The sequence below is a fragment of the Bifidobacterium sp. ESL0763 genome, from assembly GCF_029433395.1.
Taxonomy (GTDB): domain Bacteria; phylum Actinomycetota; class Actinomycetes; order Actinomycetales; family Bifidobacteriaceae; genus Bifidobacterium.
Genome location: NZ_JAQTHW010000002.1, coordinates 417,546 through 438,787, shown reverse-complemented (window position 1 = coordinate 438,787; position 21,242 = coordinate 417,546). Strand labels below are relative to the sequence as shown.

General features: G+C 64.5%; 16 protein-coding genes. 3 read left to right on the top strand and 13 right to left on the bottom strand.

The window, feature by feature from the left end; translation table 11 throughout:
* Positions 1–108: 108 nt before the first annotated feature.
* Entirely contained in the window at positions 109–240 is a 132-nt protein-coding gene (locus PT282_RS02715; RefSeq protein WP_277168045.1) for a hypothetical protein, read from the bottom strand.
* Between the two features lie 130 nt (positions 241–370).
* Between PT282_RS02715 and PT282_RS02710 the strand changes: the two genes are divergently transcribed.
* Both PT282_RS02710 and dapD read left to right on the top strand, forming a co-directional pair.
* Entirely contained in the window at positions 371–2,668 is a 2,298-nt protein-coding gene (locus PT282_RS02710; protein WP_277168044.1) for a BspA family leucine-rich repeat surface protein, read from the top strand.
* A 153-nt stretch (positions 2,669–2,821) separates the two neighbouring features.
* Positions 2,822–3,823, top strand: coding sequence for a 2,3,4,5-tetrahydropyridine-2,6-dicarboxylate N-succinyltransferase (dapD, locus tag PT282_RS02705; protein ID WP_277168043.1), 1,002 nt, complete (start codon positions 2,822–2,824; stop codon positions 3,821–3,823).
* Between the two features lie 111 nt (positions 3,824–3,934).
* Here the strand turns inward: dapD and PT282_RS02700 are convergent, their stop codons facing one another.
* The 3 genes from PT282_RS02700 to PT282_RS02690 all read right to left on the bottom strand — a co-directional run bounded on the left by PT282_RS02700 (position 3,935) and on the right by PT282_RS02690 (position 7,346).
* Entirely contained in the window at positions 3,935–5,230 is a 1,296-nt protein-coding gene (locus tag PT282_RS02700; RefSeq protein WP_277168042.1) for a citrate synthase, read from the bottom strand.
* 312 nt (positions 5,231–5,542) lie between these two features.
* Entirely contained in the window at positions 5,543–6,319 is a 777-nt protein-coding gene (gene map / locus PT282_RS02695) for a type I methionyl aminopeptidase (RefSeq protein WP_277168041.1), read from the bottom strand.
* A 211-nt stretch (positions 6,320–6,530) separates the two neighbouring features.
* A complete protein-coding gene (locus PT282_RS02690) occupies positions 6,531–7,346 on the bottom strand; it encodes an HdeD family acid-resistance protein (RefSeq protein WP_277168040.1) in 816 nt (271 codons plus the stop codon).
* A 211-nt stretch (positions 7,347–7,557) separates the two neighbouring features.
* On the opposite strand from PT282_RS02690, the gene PT282_RS02685 reads away from it, so the two are divergent.
* Positions 7,558–9,636, top strand: a complete 2,079-nt coding sequence (locus tag PT282_RS02685) for a M13 family metallopeptidase (RefSeq protein ID WP_277168039.1) — start codon at positions 7,558–7,560, stop codon at positions 9,634–9,636.
* A gap of 251 nt (positions 9,637–9,887) precedes the next feature.
* Here the strand turns inward: PT282_RS02685 and PT282_RS02680 are convergent, their stop codons facing one another.
* From PT282_RS02680 to PT282_RS02640, 9 genes are all read right to left on the bottom strand, one after another.
* Positions 9,888–10,679: a single-stranded DNA-binding protein gene (locus tag PT282_RS02680; RefSeq protein ID WP_277168038.1), complete on the bottom strand. Its 792-nt coding sequence runs from the start codon at positions 10,677–10,679 to the stop codon at positions 9,888–9,890.
* A 542-nt stretch (positions 10,680–11,221) separates the two neighbouring features.
* Positions 11,222–12,073, bottom strand: a complete 852-nt coding sequence (locus PT282_RS02675) for a 3-hydroxyacyl-CoA dehydrogenase (RefSeq protein ID WP_277168037.1) — start codon at positions 12,071–12,073, stop codon at positions 11,222–11,224.
* Positions 12,074–12,345: 272 nt separating this feature from the next.
* Entirely contained in the window at positions 12,346–14,160 is a 1,815-nt protein-coding gene (locus PT282_RS02670) for a proline--tRNA ligase (protein WP_277168915.1), read from the bottom strand.
* Between the two features lie 87 nt (positions 14,161–14,247).
* Complete coding sequence (locus PT282_RS02665) at positions 14,248–15,660, bottom strand: ATP-dependent RecD-like DNA helicase (RefSeq protein WP_277168036.1); 1,413 nt, start codon at positions 15,658–15,660, stop codon at positions 14,248–14,250.
* A gap of 169 nt (positions 15,661–15,829) precedes the next feature.
* Positions 15,830–16,480 (bottom strand): oligoribonuclease, encoded by a 651-nt coding sequence (gene orn / locus PT282_RS02660; RefSeq protein WP_277168035.1) that lies wholly within the window; start codon positions 16,478–16,480, stop codon positions 15,830–15,832.
* 100 nt (positions 16,481–16,580) lie between these two features.
* Positions 16,581–17,075, bottom strand: coding sequence for a hypothetical protein (locus PT282_RS02655; protein WP_277168034.1), 495 nt, complete (start codon positions 17,073–17,075; stop codon positions 16,581–16,583).
* 353 nt (positions 17,076–17,428) lie between these two features.
* Complete coding sequence (gene guaB, locus PT282_RS02650) at positions 17,429–18,979, bottom strand: IMP dehydrogenase (protein WP_277168033.1); 1,551 nt, start codon at positions 18,977–18,979, stop codon at positions 17,429–17,431.
* A gap of 178 nt (positions 18,980–19,157) precedes the next feature.
* The gene (locus PT282_RS02645) at positions 19,158–20,510 is read right to left on the bottom strand and encodes an MraY family glycosyltransferase (protein WP_277168032.1); all 1,353 of its coding nucleotides are present in this window, start codon (positions 20,508–20,510) and stop codon (positions 19,158–19,160) included.
* On the bottom strand, positions 20,507–21,160 hold the full coding sequence (locus PT282_RS02640) for an L-threonylcarbamoyladenylate synthase (protein WP_277168031.1): 654 nt from the start codon (positions 21,158–21,160) through the stop codon (positions 20,507–20,509). Before PT282_RS02640 ends, PT282_RS02645 begins: the two co-directional genes overlap by 4 nt.
* Between the last annotated feature and the right edge of the window lie 82 nt (positions 21,161–21,242).

The following is a 21,242-nucleotide window of genomic DNA, read 5'->3' as shown; positions in this document are numbered from 1 at the left end:
GGAAAGATGACCGGCAATCCGTTGCCGAATCACCGCCGGAACCTGGCGAAAGGCCTGCGATGGCCATCCGTCACGCCTCCGCATCGCCGCGACGCGCATGCGGTGACGTCAAAGACCCGCGTAGATCGCAGGAACCACCAGGGCCACCAGCATGGCCGCGGCGACGACCACGCACACCGCACGCACGATGTTGCGGCGACGGCTCTCGCGGCGTTCGCGTTCGTTCCTGTAATCCTTCACAGCCACCCATTGTATCGGCCCTATGGGATTTCATGGTCCGACGACAGAGGCTGCGCAAGACAGTTCTCTCCGGTTCGATGACTATACTGATGACATACCAAGAGATTAGGCGAGCACACAAGGGAAAGACATGAGAGGCATCGGCATCCTGCGCGGCGTCATGTCGCTGCTGACGCTTGCCGCCACCCTGTTCTCTCTGACGGCGATGGTGCCGAATGCCACTGCGCTCACCCCCTCACGAAAAACCGCATCGTCCATCTCTCCACGCTCGGTATCCGATACCTTAGACCCCATTTCGGCATGCGTGTCCACATCCCCGGCCGCCTGGGGCAGCTCGACCTGGTGGATCAGCGACGACGGCTCAAGTAGCTGCACACTGCATTTTTCGGCGGGCACCTCGCCGGACATCCGACCACGCGTGCTCGCCAGTGACATCCCATGGATCACCAACAAGGCCTACGCCGACGCCATCACTACCATCCGGCTCGAAGGCGACCTGACGGTGACCGCCAGCCACCAGGGGGCCGACGCCACCAACCTGAACTACGACGGCCACCACTATGTCGGCCTCTTCTCGGACATGCCAGCACTGCGTTCCATGTCTTGCGACGGCCACACCTTCACGTTGAAGGACTACGGAGCCTCCTACATGTTCACCAACGACCAGCGTCTCGAATCGGTGGACTGCGCCGACTGGCAGACCGGAGCCGCCACCGATTTCAACGCCACATTCCAAAGGACGTACGCCTTGGGCGCGCTCGACGTTTCAAAATGGGACACGGGAAAGGTCATGATCTTCGGCGGCATGTTCTGGTTCGCCACCAAGCTCTCCTCCATCGACGTGTCGAAATGGGACATGCGCAGCGCCACGAGCATCGGCAGCATGTTCGAGGAGACACACAGCCTCACCCATGTGGACGTCTCGAAATGGGACATGCCCAAGGTCTTCTACATCGGCGGCGCGTTCCACAACGCCTACGCCCTCGAATCGGTGGACGTCTCGAATTGGAACACCAGCGAGGTCACCCAGATGCAGATGATCTTCACCAATACCAAAGCGCTCACCTCCGTCGACGTCTCGAAATGGAACACTTCCAAGGTACAGGACATGAACAACGCCTTCAACGGCTCCGCGGTCACCGACCTGAATCTGAGCGGATGGAATCTAAACTCGTCTGCGATCATGGATAGGGCGCTGCCCCAGGGGCTGAGCAAGCTGACCATCGGCTCTGGAACCCATCTCAACGCCCTGGCATTCAGCGTGGTAAGCAACACGATCGGCTGGGTGCACGTCAACGACGCGAACACGACCACACTGCCGGAGCACGGCACCTACATCGGCCACAACACCGACCTCGCCTCCCTGAGCCGGCAGGGCTCGCCCGGCACCTATGTCACCAGGGTCGCCTCCACCATCGCCTTCGACGCCAACGGCGGGTCCGGAGCTCCCGCCAGCACCGATACCTTCACCGACCTGCCCTCGACCCTGCCCGGAGGCCACGGCCTGCGCAAGCCGCACAGCGTCTTCAGGGATTGGAACAGCGAACGCGGCGGCACCGGCACCACATACTCCGCAGGCTCACAGCTCTGCCCCACCGCCGGCCCGCAGACCCTCTACGCCCAGTGGGCCACCGTGCCCATGCCCAAAATCGGCGCCATCACCGTGCACCACAACCAGCCGACGCCCGACGGCGCGGTGAGCGTGGACGGCACCGCCACACGGCTGAAGGCCGGCGACACCGTGCGCGTCTGCGCCACCATCGCGCCGTCGACCAGCCACTGCCAGGGCGGCGTCGTGCTGAGCCCCACCGGGGTCGCCGATTCCTACACCTGGTCCGCCTCCCTGCCCGCCTCGTTCTTCCCCGACGCGACCGGAACCGGCGTGGACGCCTCGTTCACTGCCGAGCTCGACACCACCGATGCGGCCAACGACGGCGAGACCGTGGCCTCAATCGCCGACAGCGGCTCGGCGAACGTGGACATCACCGCCCCGGCGCTGACGCTCGACCACGGCACCATCATGGCCGGCACACCTCTGAGCGGCAAGGCCCTCGGCAAGGCCGGCGGAACCGGAGAGGCGCACGTCATTGTCACGGCCACCTGGCCCGACGGACAGAGCGACACCACCACCAGCGGAGCGGACGGCTCATGGTCGTTCACCACCTCGCAGACCGCCGGGCACGGAGCCGGCCAGGCGTCGCTGAGCGCCGAGGACACGACCGCCGACCATGCCCACAACGTCTCCTCGCCACAGTCGGTCACCATTCGCTCGGTGCGACATGCCATTCCCCTCACAGGCGTCCGACGCGCATGGGCCTATCTGGCGGAACTCGTGGCCGCCGCACTGGCCTGCCTGGGCGTCGTGGCCGCGACGAACCGCTTCAGGACGGCGGGATCGGCAGGGCCGCGCCACAGCGGTCGGCGCTGAGGCACGATAACCCCTGACGTTGCTACCATCTCCGGCGCAAGCCGTCCCATAAACCGTCTTGTTCCTTGACATCCCGACGACGCCACGGCGGCGCGCGTATAGACTGGACGGCACAACCATCCACTCAAAAGCAGAAGCATGAAGGAGCGAAGCATGAGCGAAGAACGCACGGCATGGGGCTGGGGCCTGGCCTCCATCGATGGGGCGGGCCACACGTTGGACGTCTGGTACCCGAAGCTCGAGCTGGGCGCGGCACCCGCAGAGGCCGAGCGCCCGAACCACGGATTCGACGCGCTGGCGCACAGTGAGCCGGACGCCCGTGGCGTGCGCCGCATGCCGGTATTCACCGTCTCCCGGCTCGACTCCCCCATCGCCGACGCGGCCGACGCCTACCTGCGCCTGCACCTGCTGAGCATGCGCATGGCCAAGCCCAACACCCTGAACCTCGACGGCATCTTCGCCGCGCTTTCGAACGTGGTGTGGACCAACTACGGTCCGTTCGCCGTCGAGGACTTCGCGCTGCGCAAGATGGACGTCATGGGCGCGCAGGCGAAGGCGGGCTTGGCGGGTGGCATGGCCGCTCCCCGCGTCGAGGTCAACGTGCTCGGCGTCGACAAGTTCCCGCGCATGGTCGACTACGTGGTGCCCGACGGCGTGCGCATCGGCGACGCGGACCGGGTGCGGCTGGGCGCCCACCTGGCCTCTGGCACCACCGTGATGCACGCCGGCTTCGTCAACTTCAACGCCGGCACGCTCGGCACCTCGATGATCGAGGGACGCGTCTCTCAGGGCGTCGTGGTCGGCGACGGCTCGGACGTCGGCGGCGGCTCGTCGATCATGGGCACGCTTTCGGGCGGCGGCAAGCTGCGCAACTCCATCGGCGAGCACAGCCTGCTGGGCGCGAACGCCGGCATCGGCATCAGCCTCGGCGACAACTGCGTGGTGGAGGCCGGCCTCTACGTCACCGCCGGTACCAAGATCACCATCCACGACAAGGCGAGGATCGCCGCCGGCGAGCCGCTCGAGGTCGTCAAGGGCTCGGAGCTCTCCGGACGCGACAACATCCTCTTCATCCGCAACTCGGTGAGCGGCACCATCGAGGCGCGCTACCGCAAGGTCGGCATCGCCCTGAACGAGAAGCTGCACAAGAACTGAGCCATGCCGCGCTTTGACGGCGAAAGGCCGGTCGGCGGACGTTGCGAACGTTGGTACCACGCCAATATCGAAACGCCTTCGACCGGCCTTTCGCTTGGGTGAATAGTCGCCCTACCGCTGGTCCATGGGCACGTAGTCGCGCCGGGTCCTACCTGTGTAGACCTGGCGTGGACGGCCGATCCTGGTGCCGGGATCGGCCAGCATCTCGCGGTATTGCGCGATCCAGCCGGGGATGCGGCCAAGCGCGAAGAGCGGGGTGAACATCGCCGGCTCGAAGCCGATGATCCGGTAGAGAAGGCCGGTGTAGAAATCGACGTTCGGGTAGAGATGGCGCGAGACGAAGTAGTCGTCGTGCGTGGCGATGTCCTCCAGCTGCGTGGCGATGTCGAACAGGGCGCGCTCGTCGGCGGGAAGCCGGTCGTCCACGTCGCCGCGCGCCATCAGCTCCTGCAGATAGTGCTTGGCCACCTCGGCGCGCGGGTCGTGGCACTTGTAGACGCGGTGGCCGAAACCGGAGATGCGGGTGCCGTTCCTCTTCGCGTCCTCGACGAAGCTGGCGACGGATTCGCCGGAATCACGAATGACCTCGAGCTGGCGCAGCACCGCCTCGTTGGCGCCGCCGTGCAGCGGGCCTGACAGCGCGTTGACCCCGGCCGCGATGGCCGAATAGAGGTTGGCGTGCGCGGAGCCGGCGATGCGCACCACCGAGGTGGAGCAGTTCTGCTCGTGGTCGGCGTGGATGATGAGCAGCCGGCCCAGCGCGTGGATGGAAAGATCGTCGGATTCGTAGGGCTCGTAGGGCACGGCGAAGCACATGCGCAGGAAGTCGTCGACGTAGCCGCGCGCCACGTCCGGGTAGAGCATCGGCTCGTCGCGGCGACGGCGGTAGATGTAGCTGACGATGGTGCGGGCCTTGGCCATGATGATGCGCGAGGCCTCGTCGAGCTTGCCGGGGTCGGTGATGTCGGTGGTGTCGGGATAGAAGGCCGCGAGCGCGTTGATCGCCGAGGCGAGCACGCTCATCGGCTGGGCGGCGCGCGGGAACGAGGCCATGAAGCTGCGGAAGTCCTCGCCCACCATCGTGCGGTGGTTCAAATCGGCGCAGAACCGGTCGTATTCGGCGCGGCTGGGCAGCTCGCCGTGGCGCAGCAGCCAGGCGACCTCGAGGAAGTCGGACTGCTCGCACAGCTGCTCGATCGGGTAGCCGCGGTAGAGCAGCACCGAGTTCTTGCCGTCGATGAAGGTGATCTTCGACTCGCATTGCGCGGTGGTGAGGAAGCCGGGGTCGAGGGTGACGAAGCCGTCGTTGGCGAGGCTGGAGACCATGATGCCGTCGGGGCCCTGCGTGGCCTTGACCACGGGCAGGTCGAACTTGCTCGCGTCCACATTGAGTTTCGCCTGCGCCATGGCATCCACCTTTCCTCGTCGCCCGCGCCGCGTCTGGAAGCTTGCGTCCGCGGGTCCGGGAGGCCCTGCGCCGCCCGTGATGGGCCTCACCTTATTTCATGAATGTAAACTCGCCGGCGCGATGTCCACGTAGCGTACATTCCGCCGGTTGTACCCATCATCACGGACGTGGACACGGCCATGGCGAGATTACTCGCGGCCTTGCGCGTATTGCTCGATAAGGATACGGAAACGGAAACGGCACCCACGGACCGAATCCATGGATGCCGCTGTAAGTGGAAAGCGAACGCGGAACATGCCCGCGACACGACGCTACTCGCGCACGGTCAGGATCTCCGGGCCATTGTCGGTGATGGCGATGGTGTGCTCGCTGTGGGCGCCGTTGGAGCCGTCGGAGCTGCGCAGGGTCCAGCCGTCCTTGGCGTCCTGGTAGATCTCGTCGGTGGACTTCATGAACCAGGGCTCGATCGCGATCGTCAGGCCCGGGCGCAGCTTGAAGCCGTGGTGGGCCTTGCCGTCGTTGGGCACGAACGGATCGCCGTGCATCACGTGGCCGATGCCGTGGCCGCCGAACTCCATGTTGACGGTGTAGCCGTGCTCGTGGGCCACCTCGCCGACCGCCGCCGACACGTCGCCGAGGCGGTTGCCGGACTGGGCCGCCGCGATGCCTGCCGCGAGCGCGTCCTCGGTGCACTTGATCAGGGCAAGGTCCTCCGGGTTCGGGTCCTTGCCGACCACGAAGCTCACCGCGGAGTCGCCGCACCATCCGTCGACGCTGATGGCCAGGTCGAGGCTGACGAGGTCGCCGTCCTTCAGGGCGTAGTCGTAGGGCACGCCGTGCAGCACGGCGTCGTTGACGGAGGTGCAGATGTAGTGCTTGAACGGGCCGGTGCCGAAGTCGGGGGCGTAGTCCACGTAGCAGGACTCGGCGCCCTTTCGGCTTTCGATGCGGCGGCGCACCAGGTCGTCGATCTCGAGCAGGTTGGTACCGACCTTGGTGGTCTCCTTCAGCTCTTTGAGGATGCTGCCGACGAAGCGGCCGGCGACCTTCATCGAGGCGATTTCCTTGGGTGTCTTCAATTCGATCATGCCTTCACCCTACTTCGCTCGCCCAACAATCACCGCGGCCGCCACGATGTGGCGATGATACGGCTTCGCCATGGTGGCGATACCGCGACGATACGGACGCGACATGGCATCGATGGCCTCGAAAACGCCTACGAAACCATGCCCGGAAAACGTAGCCGCCCCTGCCACGAATACGATCGCGGCAGGGGCGGCGGCGGTGGGTTCGGCGGGCTCAGCGCCTGCCGAAGCGGAAGGCGCGCACGATGGCGACGACGCCCATGACGACCATCGCGCATCCGGCGAACACGATAAGCCAGATCATCGAGGCGAACGGGGAGACGAGCACGACGATGCCGGCGAGGATCGAGACGATGCCATAGAAGATGGCCCAGCCGGAGCTCGGCAGGTGCCAGGTCTCCACCAGTGCCATGATACCCTCCATAATCCAGCCGAGGCCCACGGCGAGCGTGGTCAGAATGGTGAGCATGGCGGTGGAGATCACGGTGTTCTTGAGCATCACCACGCCGCCGATCGCCAGCAGGATGCCGACCAGGATGTCGAGCACGCGCCAGCCTCCCGGCAGCCCGTTCTCCACGATCGCGCCGATGACACGGACGATGCCGGAGACCAGGAAGTAGATGCCCAGGGCCACCGCGAAGACGACGAGGGTCTTGCCAGGCCAGATCAGCAGCGCCAGGCCGAGCAGGACGGCCACCACGCCGACGACGCCGTAGATGGTGCGGATCATGCGCTTGGCCTTCTTCGGCAGCCACTGCTCGGCGAGCTTGAAGGGGTTCATCCTCCACCATTCGCTGCTGCCGGGCTCGCCGGGCCGCCAGCCGCCGTTCGGGCCGCCGGCGAATCCATTGTCGCGGCCGGGCTGCGCACCCGGCTGGCCATACTGCCCTTGCCCGGGCTGACCGTACTGGCCATTTTGGTTGTATTGGTTCGGGTCGCTGGCATAGGGGCCGTAGCCCTCGCCGCCGTTCCCGTTCATGTTCCGAGCGTCCTGGCCATCCGCGCCCCCGCGCATATCCTGGTCTTGCATACCAACTCCTTCATTCGCTTGCTTGCGATGCGGACGAGACCCACGGTCCGTCCGTCCCCCTACACAACATGTGGACGCCACAGGCTATTCCGGTTCCCGTCCGGCAACGCCATGAGCATAGTCGATGTGCCTGCGGAAAACGCCGAATCGCGCCTTTCTCAACCGATTGCGGACAGCCGTTGTTGTCAGCGAACGCCGATACAGTGGACCCATGTCAACACCTATGGTTTCAGGCCTCGATACGACCTCATTCTCCAGCACCATCAACCCCGCCGACGACCTGTTCCGCTACGTCAACGGACCATGGATCGACACCTACGTCCTGCCCGACGACCGCTCCCGTTTCGGCGCCTTCGACAAGCTCGCCGAGGACGCGGAGGCGCAGATCCGAGACATCCTCGAAAGCGAGGACTGCCCCGCGCGCAAGTCGCAGAGCCTTTACCGCTCCTTCCTCGACACCGACGCCATCGACGCCGCGGGCATCACCCCCATCGCCCCCGACCTCAAGCTGGTCGACGGCGCGCAGAGCAAGGCCGAACTCACCCGGGCGCTCGGCTCGCTCAACGTCACCGGAGGCCCGGATCTCTTCGACTTCGGCGTCTACGGCGACCCCGACGACCCCGAGCACAACATCATGCACATCGAGCAGGGCGGCATCGGCCTGCCCGACGAGGCCTATTACCGCCAGGACCAGTACGCCCCCATCCGCGAGCGCTACGTTGCGATGGTCGCCAGGCTGCTCACGCTCGCCGGCTACGTCGAGGGCGCCGAAGCCACGCAGCAGGCGCAGAGCCTGCTCGACGTCGAGACGCGCATCGCCGCCAACCATTGGGACAACGTGGCCACCAGGGATTCCCAGAAGACCTGCAACCCCACCGATTTCGCCGATCTGGCCGCCACGTTGGACCACTTCGACCTCGTCTCCTGGATCGACGCCTGGCAGCGGGCCTACGACGCCGCGCCCGCGTCGAAGGCGCAGCCGATCGACCTGAAGGCCGCGTTCTCGCGCGTCATCGTCCATGAGCCGAGCTTCCTGAGCGGGCTCGACGCCTTCTGGCAGCAGGCCTCGCTCGAAGAGCTCAAGCTGTGGGCCCGGGTCTCGCTGATCTGCGGCTGGGCCGGCGCGCTGGGCTCCGACTTCGACAAGGCACATTTCGACTTCTACGGCCGCGCCCTCTCCGGTGCCAGGAAGCAGCGTGACCGCTGGAAGCGCGCCGTCTCGACGGTCAACGGCATCTGCGGCGAGGAGGTCGGCCGCGAGTACGTGCGCCTGCACTTCCCCGAAAGCTCGAAGACGCGCATGGAGCAGCTGGTCGCCAACCTCATCGAGGGCTACCGCGTCTCCATCTCCTCCAGCAAGTGGCTCGGCGAGGGCACCAAGGCCAAGGCGCTGGAGAAGCTCGACAAGTTCACGCCGATGATCGGCTACACCAACCACTGGCGCGACTACACGGCCCTCGACATCCGCCCCGGCGCGGGCCTGGTCGACAACCTGCGCGCCGCCACGATCTACGAGCTCGGCTTCCAGCTGGCGAAGGTCGGCAAGCCGGTGGACCGCGGGGAATGGCTGATGAACCCGCAGACCGTCAACGCCTACTACGAGCCGTCCATGAACGTCATCGTCTTCCCCGCCGCGATCCTGCAGCCCCCCTTCTTCAACCCGGAGGCCGACGACGCCGCGAACTACGGTGGCATCGGCGCGGTGATCGGCCACGAGATCGGCCATGGCTTCGACGACCAGGGCAGCCAGTACGACGGCGACGGCAGGCTCCATGACTGGTGGACCAAGGACGACAAGGCCAACTTCAAGAAGCTCACCGAGGCGCTGATCGCGCAGTACAACGGCTTCGTGCCCTCGCAGCTCGCGGAGAAGTACGCCGACGAGCCCGACAAGGCGCCGCATGTCAACGGGGCGCTGACCATCGGCGAGAACATCGGCGACCTGAGCGGCGTCAACATCAGCCTCAAGGCCTACGCGTTCGCCCTCGACAAGGCCAACGGCCAGCCGCTGGACGGTTCCGACGAGGGCGTGGCCCGCACGCTGGAGCAGGCGCCCGTGATCGACGGGTTCACCGGCCTGCAGCGCTTCTTCCTGAGCTATTCCTCGATCTGGCGGACCGCGCAGCGCGTGGAGCTCACCGAGCAGTACCTGCAGATCGACCCGCACTCCCCCGCCGAGTTCCGCACCAACGGCATCGTGCGCAACGTCAACCTCTTCTACCGGGCCTTCGACGTCAACGACGGCAACAAGCTGTGGCTCGACCCGGAGCAGCGCGTGCACATCTGGTAGATCGCATCGACCGAGCTTCGAGGCGGCGGCACCGTGGACATCGTTCCGCGACGCCGCCACTTATGTACTCGGCCAAGAACCATCCCGAGAATCCCCATCCCCTTCATTTGGGGTGCCACGGCATGCCGCGGCACCAGCAGGCAGATACCCGTAAACTCGTACTTACCTCTGCCGAAACGGGCCAAGCCGCTCGCGCCCGGCCTACCGCCATGCCGACAGACGGATGCGGGCCAACACCACATGAATCGTCATCACGCGGGCTGGCGCTCTGGTTGCCGGTTCTCCGAAGCCGCCGAGTCCTCAGCATGCTCGGGCTCCGACGAGCCGAACACCTCGCTGGCATCCCACGGGTCGGAACCCTCGCCCTGCCCGTCATCGCCGCCGGATCCCACCTGCGCTCCACCACCGGCACTGTTATCGCCAATGGGCTGGCCACCGACCTGACCATCGACTGGTTGTCCGTTTACCTGATCATTTGGTTGGCCACCGGCTTGGCCGTTGTTCTGAATGCCCGGCTGTCCTCCGACACCGGACTGTCCGTCACCACCGGAAGCCGCCACCTGCATGTCGCCGGGCTGCACTCCAACCGCCTGGCCGCCGCCACCCGCGACGGTGCGCTCCGCCGGCCTCTGCCAGGTGCGCCCACCAGTACCGTTCGCTCCGCCACCGCCGTTGACGCCGGACCTCACGCGCTGGAAGGCCGAGACGCCGAACGCCAGGTCATGGCCGACACCCGTCGCCTCCATCACCATCTTGCTGTGCGACGTGCCGTCCCGGGTCCATTCCTCGGTGACCAGGCTGCCGGTGGCCACCACCGGGTCGCCCTTGTGCACGCAGGCGAGCACGTTGAGCGCCAGCATACGATAGGCCTTGACCGTCAGCCATGTGGTCGGCCGCTCTCGCCACTCGTTGGCCGTCTGGTTGAAATACCTCGGCGTGCAGCCGATCCTGAACGAACAGGCCGCCGAACCTCCTTCCTTGCCGAAACTCTGCGGGTCCGCGCCCACAAATCCCGAAATCGTCACCGTGCCTTGCTGTGCCATCCTCGCTCCTTCGTTCCATAAACGTTCCATCCGTCAGGTTGGACTGCGGGAACCACCGGAAAGCGATGCTGCCATTGGATTCGCAACGACCCGTCGCCTTCGCTCTTCGATGCGCGGTTCCCGCGGTAGACCCAGTATGCGGCGAATCCGGTGGCGAGAACAGGAGAAACGGGCACTGTGGTCGAACGGTTGGCATCATCGGCGTGTCGCGGTAAAAATGTGGATAACTCGACCTCGAACCATCCAACAATGTTACTCATGTCCAATTAATAGCTGGCATTCGGAACGAACCAACCGAACCTGGCCTAACCGGACCCAACCAAACCCGACCAAGTCAACCAGACCTGACCAAGACCAGCCACATCCAAACCAACCACATCCCAACCGACCACGCCAAGCGTCACCACACCGACACAAACCAAACGCATAACCCAGCATCCCTTTCCCACCAGCCCCTCGAATGCGAAAGCGCCGCACACCCGAAGGTGCACGGCGCCCGCAGCGTCACGTCGTCGGCGAAGCGACCGGCGACGCTTCAGCGATCACTCATAGTCGTAGAAGCCATGGCCGGAGGCCTTGCCCATCCGGCCCTTGTCGATGTAGTCCTCCTTGATGCGGCGGCCGAACTCCTTCATGACCGGATCGGTGGCGTCCTTGTTGAGGTTGTAGGGCGTCATCATGCCGACGACGTCGAGCATCTGGAACGGGCCGAGCGGCGAGCCGGTGGCGATGCGCCAGGTCTTGTCGATATCCTCGATCGAGGCCACGTCGCGGACCCACAGGTCCGCGGCGGCGTCCAGCAGCGGCACCAGCAGCGAATTGAGCAGGTAGCCCGGCTGCTCCTTCTTGATGCGGATGGGGACCATGCCGATCTCCTCGGCGAACTTGGCGACCTGCTCGAAGACGGCCGGGTCGGTCTTGGGCTGCACCATCACCTCGCCGGTGTTGTACTTCCACACCTCGTTGGCGAAGTGCAGGCACAGGAACTTCTCGGGGCGGTCGGTGAACGGCGCGATCTTGCTCGGCGGCAGGGTCGAGGAGTTGGTGCAGAAGATCGTCTTGGCCGGCGCGTTCTCGCTGACCTTCTTCCAGGTGTCCTGCTTGATGTCGAGACGCTCGGGGACCGCCTCGATGACGATGTCGGCGTCCTTGAGGGCCTCCTTGATGTCGGCCGTCGGACGGATGCGGGCGACCGCGGCATCGAGCTTCTCCTCGCTCACGCCCTTGACGTCGTGGCGGTAGTTGTCCTTGAGCTGCTCCCAGCGATCCGGCAGCTTGGCGAGGATCTCGTCGCTGATGTCGTAGGCGGCCACGTCCTTGCCGCTGTAGGCGGACTGGAAGATGATCTGGGAGCCGAGTGTGCCTGTGCCCAGTACGGTTAGGTTCTGCATCATTGCCTTCTTTCGTCAAACATTTCGCATCCACCCTGTTGTGGAGCGAAACATACGATTTCGATTGCGGAAACCGGATGGACCCATCAGTGCGATCCATTGATTTCTATTATCAATCATAGACTACCGGCGCCTCGGGAATCCCATGTTTGCGCGAATTGCCAAGTGACATTGCACACACTGGGCCCACGCCGCCACAGCTACGCGAACGGGCCGCCCCGAGAAATCGGAACGGCCCGCCAGCGGAGTGCGCTGCCATCAGCGCATCAAACGATTTACAGCATCGCCTCGTAACGCTTCGCCAGGGTGCCGGCGGCCTCGGCGGCGGGAACCTTCACCAGGTTCTCCCCGTTGCGGTCGCGCACCTCGATGGTGCCGTCGTTGAGGAAGTCGCGGCCGACCACGGCCACCAGCGGCACACCCAGCAGCTCGGCGTCCTTGAACTTGACGCCGGGCGAGACCTTCTTACGGTCGTCGTAGATGACCTCGAGGCCCTTGGCCTCCAGCTCCTCCACCAGCTTCTCGGCGCCGGCGAACGCCTCGTCCTTCTTGCCCGTGGCCACCACGTGCACCGCGGCGGGCGCGATGTTGACCGGCCAGGCCAGGCCCTTGTCGTCGTGATGGGTCTCGGCGATGCAGGCCATGACGCGCGAGACGCCGATGCCATAGCTGCCCATCCACACCGGCACGGCCTTGCCGTTCTGGTTCAAGACCTTCAGGCCGAGCGCCTCGGAATACTTCAGGCCGAGCTGGAAGACCTGTCCGATCTCCACGCCGCGCTCGAAGCTTAAGGGGCCGGAGCCGTCGGGGCTCATGTCGCCGTCGCGCACCTCGGTCGCCTCGACGGTGCCATCGGCCTTGAAGTCACGGCCGTAGACCATGTCGAAGGCGTCGACGCCGGCCTTGTCGCCGCCGGTGACCCAAGCGGAACCTTGCGCGATATGCGCGTCGATCAGATAGCGCACGGGGTCCTTGATCTCGGAACCCTCGACGCGCGCCTGCGGGCCGAGCACGTTCGGGCCGATGTAGCCCTTGACCAGTTCCGGATGCGCCTTGAGGTCGGCCTCGTTGGCCTCCTCGATCTCGGCGGGGGCGAACTGCGCCTCCAGACGCTTCATGTCGACCTGACGGTCGCCGGGCAGCGCCACGACCACGACCTCGCGCCACGGCTTGCGATGGTCCTCGTTCTCGTCATCGGGCTCGCCCGGATGCTTGACCGCGATGACCACGTTCTTCAGCATATCGGTGGCGGCCCAGCCGCGGCCGTCCTGGCGCGGGTAGAGCTTGTCGCACTGGGCGACCATCTCGTCGACGCTGCCGGCCTCGGGCAGGTCCTTCAGGCTCATCGCCGGGGTCTTGGAGCAATCGATGGCCGGCACCTCGGGGGTCGTCAGCGCCTCGACGTTCCATGCCTTGCCGCTCGGCGCCTTGGCGAAGGTGTCCTCGCCGATAGGCATCGGAGAGAGGAACTCCTGCGACTCGAAGCCGCCCATGGGCCCGGAGACCGCGTGGACCATGATGTAGCCGAGGTCGAGGCGCTTGAAGATGCGTTCGTAGGCGTCGCGCTCCTCGACGTAGGCCTTCTTGAGGCCCTCCTCGTCGATGGTGAAGGAATAACCGTCCTCCATGATGAACTCGCGGCCGCGCACCAGGCCCGCGCGCGGACGGAACTCGTCACGGTACTTGGTCTGGATCTGATAGAGGGTGACCGGCAGGTCCTTGTAGGACGAATACATGTCCTTCACCAGCAGGGTGAACATCTCCTCGTGGGTCGGGGCCAGCAGGTAGTCGGCCTCGTGGCGGTCCTTCAGGCGGAAGATGTTCTCGCCGTATTCCTCCCAGCGATGCGTGGCCTCATAGGGCTCCTTGGGCAGCAGGGCCGGGAAGTGTACCTCCTGGCCGCCGATGCCGTCGACCTCCTCGCGAACCACGGCCTCGATCTTGTTCAGGACCTTCAGGCCCAGCGGCAGCCAGGTCCAGATGCCGGGCGCGGCCTTGCGGATATAGCCCGCGCGCTGCAGCAGGCGCGCCGAATCAACGTCGGCGTCGGCGGGGTCCTCGCGCAGGGTGCGCAGGAACATGGTGGACATACGAAGTGCTTTTGTCATAGTCCCTAAATTATTCGCGCGAGCCGACATTGGCGGCCGCGCGGACAAGCCTAAATCGCGCCGTTGGGATCAGAACAGCTCGGCCTGGCCGAACTCGTCCTCGTCGCCTTCCAGCTGGCCGGCGGCCCGCTTGGTGAAGGCCTCGCTCCCCTCGTCGGCCAGCCTGGCGCAGGCGGCCTTGGAATTGTCGCGCAGCTCGCCGTCGAGCAGGACGGCGTCGGGCGAGACCAGGAACGCGCGCTCGCTGATGTCGTCGAGGTAGAGTCCGTCGAGGTTCTCCACACGGGAAAGGGCCACATAGCCCATGCCGGGCGCGAAGGTTCGGCGCAGGTTCATCACGGCACGGTCGAGGGTCATGCCCTGCGACTTGTGGATGGTGATGGCCCACGCGCAGCGCAGCGGCACCTGCTTGACGCTGGCCAGCACGGTCTCGCCGTCCATCATGTCCCACGAGGCCTGCTTCATGGTCACGGTGTTGCCGTTCTCGAAGGCGACGATCGGCCAGCCGCCCTTGCCCTGCGAGGCGAATCCCTGAACCTTGCCGATGGAGCCGTTGACATATTGGTGGTCGGCATCGTTGCGCAGCGCCATCACCGCCGCCCCGGTCTTGAGCTCCAGCTTCTCGGGGGCCAGCATGTTCTTCTTGAGCCGCTTGACCAGGTTCGCCGGCCCGGCCGATTCGGCGGTGTATTCGTGCGTCTCGTCATGGATCTGCGAAAGCCGCAAATCGTTGAGTGTGTCAGCCTGCTTGTTGACCGGGAAGAGGTGCACGGCCACGTCCCCGTCCGCCGGCGACTTGCCCATGCGCCCGGCGAGCACGTCGTGGTCCTCCTGGGTCACGTCGCCCTCGCGGATGTCGGTCAGGACCGTGAGCAGCTGTCCGTCGTCCTGGCGGTGCTGCTCGGTCAGGTAGCAGACCACGGGGTTGAGCTCGTCCCAGACGAGGGACTGGGTGACGAAGCCGTCGGCGTCCTTGCCCGCGTCGGCGTAGCGCTGGCGCGACATCAGGAACTCGGGGCTCGGCGGCACGTCGTCGCGTCTGAACGACTTCTTGACCGGTGGCAGCTGGAAGAAGTCACCGGAAAGCACCAGCTGCAGTCCGCCGAAGGGCTCGGGGCTGTGGCGCAGCACGTGGCAGACGTTGTCTACCATGTCGAAGAGCCACGCGGGCAGCATGGAGACCTCGTCGATCACGAGGATGTCGGCCGACTCGATCTTGCGTTTGCGGCGCGAGCGGATCCGCTTCATCAGCGTCTCGGTCATCACCTGCGAGACGCCGACGCCGGACCAGGAGTGGATGGTCTGGCCGTTGATGTGCGTGGCGGCGATGCCGGTGGATGCGGTGACGGCGACGGACGCTCCGCGGGCACGGGCCGAGCGGATGAACTCGTTCAGGACGTAGGTCTTGCCGGCGCCGGGAGCACCGGTGATGAACGCGTTCGCCCCCGCGCCAAGAATCGTCAGCGCCTCCGCCTGCTTCATGCCATTCCTGCTTTCCTCGTCATGTTACCGTCGTATCATCAACCCGCATTGCGTTGAAAAGCAGAAAATCAAGCCCTCAAATCTGCTTTTTGACGCAAGTTCACATTCAAATGCGCTGAAAAGCAGATTATCGAGGTGATTTTTCTGCTTTTCAACGCAGCCCTGGTTTCTACTTGTTGAGCAGACTGGTCTTCTCGATGTCGGCCTCGATCTTCTTGGCCTGGGCCTCGTCCGGGCCGGGAGCCGGGGCCATGAAGGCCTCGCGGTAGTAGCGCAGCTCGTCCAGCGACTCGATGATGTCGGCGAGGGCGCGGTGGCCACCGTTCTTGGGCGGACGGTTGGCGTAGACGGCCGGGTACCAGCGGCGGGCCAGCTCCTTGATGGTGCTGACGTCGATGCTGCGATAGTGCAGGTGGCTCATGAAATCGGGCATGAAGTGGTCGAGGTACTTCTTGTCGCTGCCGATGGTGTTGCCGGCGAGCAGCGGCTTGACGCCGGCGGGCGTGAAGCGGGCGACATACTCGCTGACCTTCTTCTCGGCCTCGGCCAGGCTCAGGCCGTGCTCCCACTCGTTGATGAGCCCGGAGCGGGTGTGCATGGCGCGCACGAAGTCGCCCATGTGGTCGACGGCCTTCTGCGAGGGCTTGATGACGTAATCCACGCCTTCGTCGAGCACCTTCAGGTTGAAGTCGGTCGGCACCACGGAGACCTCGACCAGCTCGTCGCCGCCGAAGATATCGAGGCCGGTCATCTCGCAGTCGATCCAGATCAGCCGCGACCCCTCGGCCGTGTACGTCTCGTCATCCTGAGCATTCACCATAATATTGACCCTTTCGCTGCCAACAACAGAACTCTACACACTATCTCACCAGCGTGACGGCACTGGCTAATCTTCTTCTCCCCTACCACTCAACGTTTAATTATTTTTTAACTTGGTTAAGGTTAACATTAACGCCTAGAACCATCGCAGCGGCAGAAATACCTGCTATCGCGATCGCTGCAGTTAGCTGTGCAATTTTCCCAATAAACTGCTTATTTTCAGTATTCTTTTCAGACATCATTTGCAAGACATTCATCATTTTATCGATGAGTTCACTTCGCTCTTTTCGGGTTATCTTCCCGTCTGCTAAAGCGGCCTCAATATTTTCAACGACCATGTCACATGCACGGTAATAAGCATCATCGCTTTTGGAAGCGTCCCCCAACACTTGAGCAAATACTTCTTTAGCGTCCGTCATCAACGAAACAGAAGTTTTTGCAAAATCCGGGAATTGCTTTAACGCCGTTAAAGCAACGCTCGGATCCATATTAGGAATAGCTGAAGCAAAGGTCATAATTTTATCTTTAGACATATGCCTAAAATCTGGAATATCAAGTAATTGTAAAACTTCTTTTTCAGTGAGCTTCTTTGCCATTTTCATCTCTTTCTAACCTTATAGACTATTTATTCATCTTATCGGTTAGATTGTTTTTATTCCGCTTCTAAGCCAGGCCCCGAACGACATGATTTTTTAATAACACCACAGCATTCGGTGCCTTACCGCTCTTCCTGCTGAGTGCTTGGGGCTGGGATATGCGATGTTCGACCGTAAAGACTTGGCCTGTGCAAAATCGAAGATTTTGCCTTCGTGCTCTTGGCGAGCACTCACTTCGCCTACGGCCAATCCACTGGATTGGCCGCTTAACGGCTCAGCCCGGAGCGTGTCGAACATCGTATATCCCAGCCCCAAGCACGTCAGTCTGTCCTGGCTGGAATCAAATCCGAATATCAGTCGTTGTGGAAACCGCTGTAGTTCGGGGCCTCGGCGGTCATCACGATGTCGTGCGGATGCGACTCGCGCAGTCCGGCCGTGGTGATGCGCACGAAGCGGCCCTTCTCGGCCATCTCCTTGATGTTGTGCGCGCCGATGTAGAACATCGACTGGTGCAGGCCGCCGATCATCTGGTAGAGCACCGCGTTGAGGGAGCCGCGGTAGGGCACCTCGCCCTCGACGCCCTCCGGGATGACCTTGTCGTTGCTGGTGACGTCGGCCTGGAAGTAGCGGTCCTTGGAGTAGGACTTCTTGCCACGCGGAGCCATCGCGCCGAGCGAGCCCATGCCACGGTAGAGCTTGTACTGCTTGCCGTGCAGCAGCACCTTCTCGCCCGGGGTCTCGTCGCAGCCGGCGAGCGCGCCGCCGAGCATGACGGTGGAGGCGCCTGCCACGAGTGCCTTGGCGATGTCGCCGGAATAGTGGATGCCACCGTCGGCGATGCAGGGCACGCCGGCCGCGCGGCAGACTTGGGCCGCGTCATAGACGGCGGTGAGCTGGGGAACGCCGATGCCGGCGACCACGCGGGTGGTGCAGATGGAGCCGGGGCCGATGCCGACCTTGACCGCGTCCACGCCGGCGTCGATCATGGCCTGCGCGCCGGAAGCGGTCGCCACATTGCCGCCGATGATCTGCACGCCGTTGAACGCGCGGTCGGACTTCAGGCGCTTGATCATGTCGAGTGCCAGATGGGCCTCGCCGTTGGCGGTATCGACCACGAGCACGTCGACACCGGCCTCCATCAGCGCGGAAGCACGCTGCCACGCGTCGCCCAGGAAGCCGATGCCAGCGGCCACGCGGAGCCTGCCCTGGTCGTCCTTGGTGGCGTCGGGGTACTGCTCGGTCTTCACGAAGTCCTTGACGGTGATCAGGCCGGCCAGCTTGCCGTCCCTGTCGACCAGCGGCAGCTTCTCGACCTTGTGCTTGGCCAGCAGGTCATGGGCGTCCTTGCGGGAGATGTCGGCCGGACCGGTGATCAGCCCGTCCTTGGTCATCACATCCTTGACCTTGAGCTTGTCGTAGTCCTCGGAGGCGATGAAGCGCATGTCGCGGTTGGTGATGATGCCGAGCAGCTTGTTGTCGTTGTCGACGACGGGAAGACCCGAAATATGGAAACGGCCACACAGCTTGTCAAGATCGGCAAGGGTGGCCTCGGGGTTTACGGTGAGCGGATCGGTGATCATGCCCGACTCGCTTCGCTTGACGATGTCGACCTGGGCGGCCTGGTCGTCGATGGAGAGGTTGCGGTGCAGCACGCCGATGCCGCCGTTGCGCGCCATGGCGATGGCCATGTCGGACTCGGTGACGGTGTCCATGGCCGCCGAGAGGACGGGCACCTTCATGGTGATCTCACGGGTCAGGTGCGTGGTCGTGTCGACCTGCGAGGGGATGACGTCGGTCTCGTTGGGAAGCAGCAGGACGTCGTCGTAGGCGAGGCCCATCTTCGCGAAGATCGGAGGTAGAGGATTGTAGGATGACTGGATATCAGATTGTGAGTTAATAGCCATAAATCAACTATATGGGCGTGGGGTGACCAAGGCGACACTCCGACGATGACGCCGTTGCCGACGAATGGCCGCCATCAGATCATCGATTTCGACATGCCCCGCGCAATCGCCGAAAATGATTCCGCACCGTTGAGACCGATCGCCTCAGCCCCGATTGAGCGCCTGGCCCAGCGATGCCTCACCCACGATCATCGACATCATGCGAATTCACATGCAACGAATCGATCAAGGTTCCATCCGGCGCTCCGTGCTGGGCTCCTTGGACGACCGGCACGGCCTTACGCGACCGGACCGGCTTGTCGGACTCGTCAGCCTTACGCGGCTTATCTGCCTTGTCCGTCTTGCCGTCCATCTCGGCCTTGCCGTGCGCCGCAGGTCCCTCGTCCCCGGCGACGTCCCCGCCCATGCGGACCGGCGGCGCCTGGCCCTCGAACTTCTGGATCTCGAGCCAACGCCGCATCAGGTAGGGGAACATGGTGAGCACGGTGAGCACGACCGCGGCGATCGCCATGCCGATGAACACGTATCGCGCCTTGAAGAAGAGGATCATGATCGAGCCGAAGGAGATGAGCGCGGCCCACCCCCAGAGGATCAGCACGGCGCCCTGCACGCTGTGGCCGATCCTGAGCATGCGGTGGTGCAGGTGCATGCGGTCGGGGTGCATCGGCGACTGCCCCTTGCTCAGACGGCGCACAATGGCCAGGCACATGTCGAGCACCGGCAGGAAGAGCACCAGGATGGGCAGCAGGATGGGCATGAACACCGGCAGGTAGACGCTGGTGTGGATGGAGGCCGGGTCGAGGTGGCCGGTCATGATGATCGACGCGCAGGTGATGAGATAGCCCAGCAGCATCGAGCCGGAGTCGCCCATGAAGAGCTTCGCCGGATGCCAGTTGTGCAGCAGGAAGCCGACGCAGATGCCCACCAGCGCCATGTCGAACATCGTGGCCATCGAGGCATAGCTCGGCGAGGAGCGCGCGAGGATGTAGGAATAGGCGCCGAAGGCGATGCCGCCTATCGCCACGATGCCGGAGGAGAGCCCGTCGAGCCCGTCGACGAAATTGACGGCGTTGATCGAGGCAACGATGAGGAAGGCGGTGATGGCCATGGAGATGCTGGGCGAGGCGGTGACCAGCGAGCCGAAGGGCAGGAAGATGATCTGCACGCCGCCCCACGCCACGAACACCGATATGAGCAGCTGCCCTGCCAGCTTGAGCATCCAGTCCAGGTCCCACAGGTCGTCGGCGATGCCGAGCAGGCAGATCATCGCCGCCCCGGCCAGGACCACCCAGGCCTGGTGCGTGCCCACGAACAGGCCCGATATGAACGGCATCCTGCTGGCGAAGAGCACGGAGACGATCAGGCCGATGAGCATGGCCAGCCCGCCCATGCGGGGCGTGGGCACGGTGTGCACGTCCCTGGCGCGCACCTCCCCCACGGCCCCCAGCTCGATGGCCAGATGCCGCACGAGGGGGGTGACCAGCCATGTGGCCCCTCCCGCGATCGCGGCGATGAACAGGTAGACTCTCACGCGCCCAGGCTCCCGCCACGCACGACCTCGCGGACCCGGGACTCGTCGATGACGCCCTGGCGGATGATGGCGATGCCGTCGGCGTCGGAGGCGCTGGCGGCCACGACGGTGCTGGCCACATGGCTTTTCGTCGGGCCGCCGTCAAGATAGAGGTCCACGTCGTCGCCCAGCGCGGCCACGGCCTCCCGGACGCTCTGGGGGCTTTCGCCGCCGCTGCGGTTGGCGCTGGAGCAGGCCAGTGGCCCGGTGGCGCGCAGGGTGGTCAGGCAGGCCTCGGAATCGGGCACGCGCACCGCCTGGGTGCGGCTGCCGTCGGCCTCGTCGCGCAGGGTGACCAGCTTCGAGCCCGGTTTCGCCACGGCGATGGGAGAGAACGGTCCGGGCAGGAACGCCGCGGAAAGGCGGGCCAGGGCCGGAGGAAGGCAGAGGCCGAGCCCGTCGAGATCATCGACGGAGGAGAGCAGGACCTGCAGGGACTTGCTGCGCGGACGCCGCTTCGCCTCGTAGATGCGCGAGACCGCCTCGGCGTCGAAGGGGTTGCAGGCCACGCCGTAGACGGTGTCGGTCGGCAGCACCACCAGCCCTCCGCCGGCCACGATCCGCTTCGCCTTGGCAAGGGACCCTTCGTCGATCGCGCATACTTCGCTCATACATCCTCCCGGCTTCGAATACCACCCATTGCACCATTCCGCCACGACTTCGCCGCCCGCGGCCCTCATGGAACGATGACCG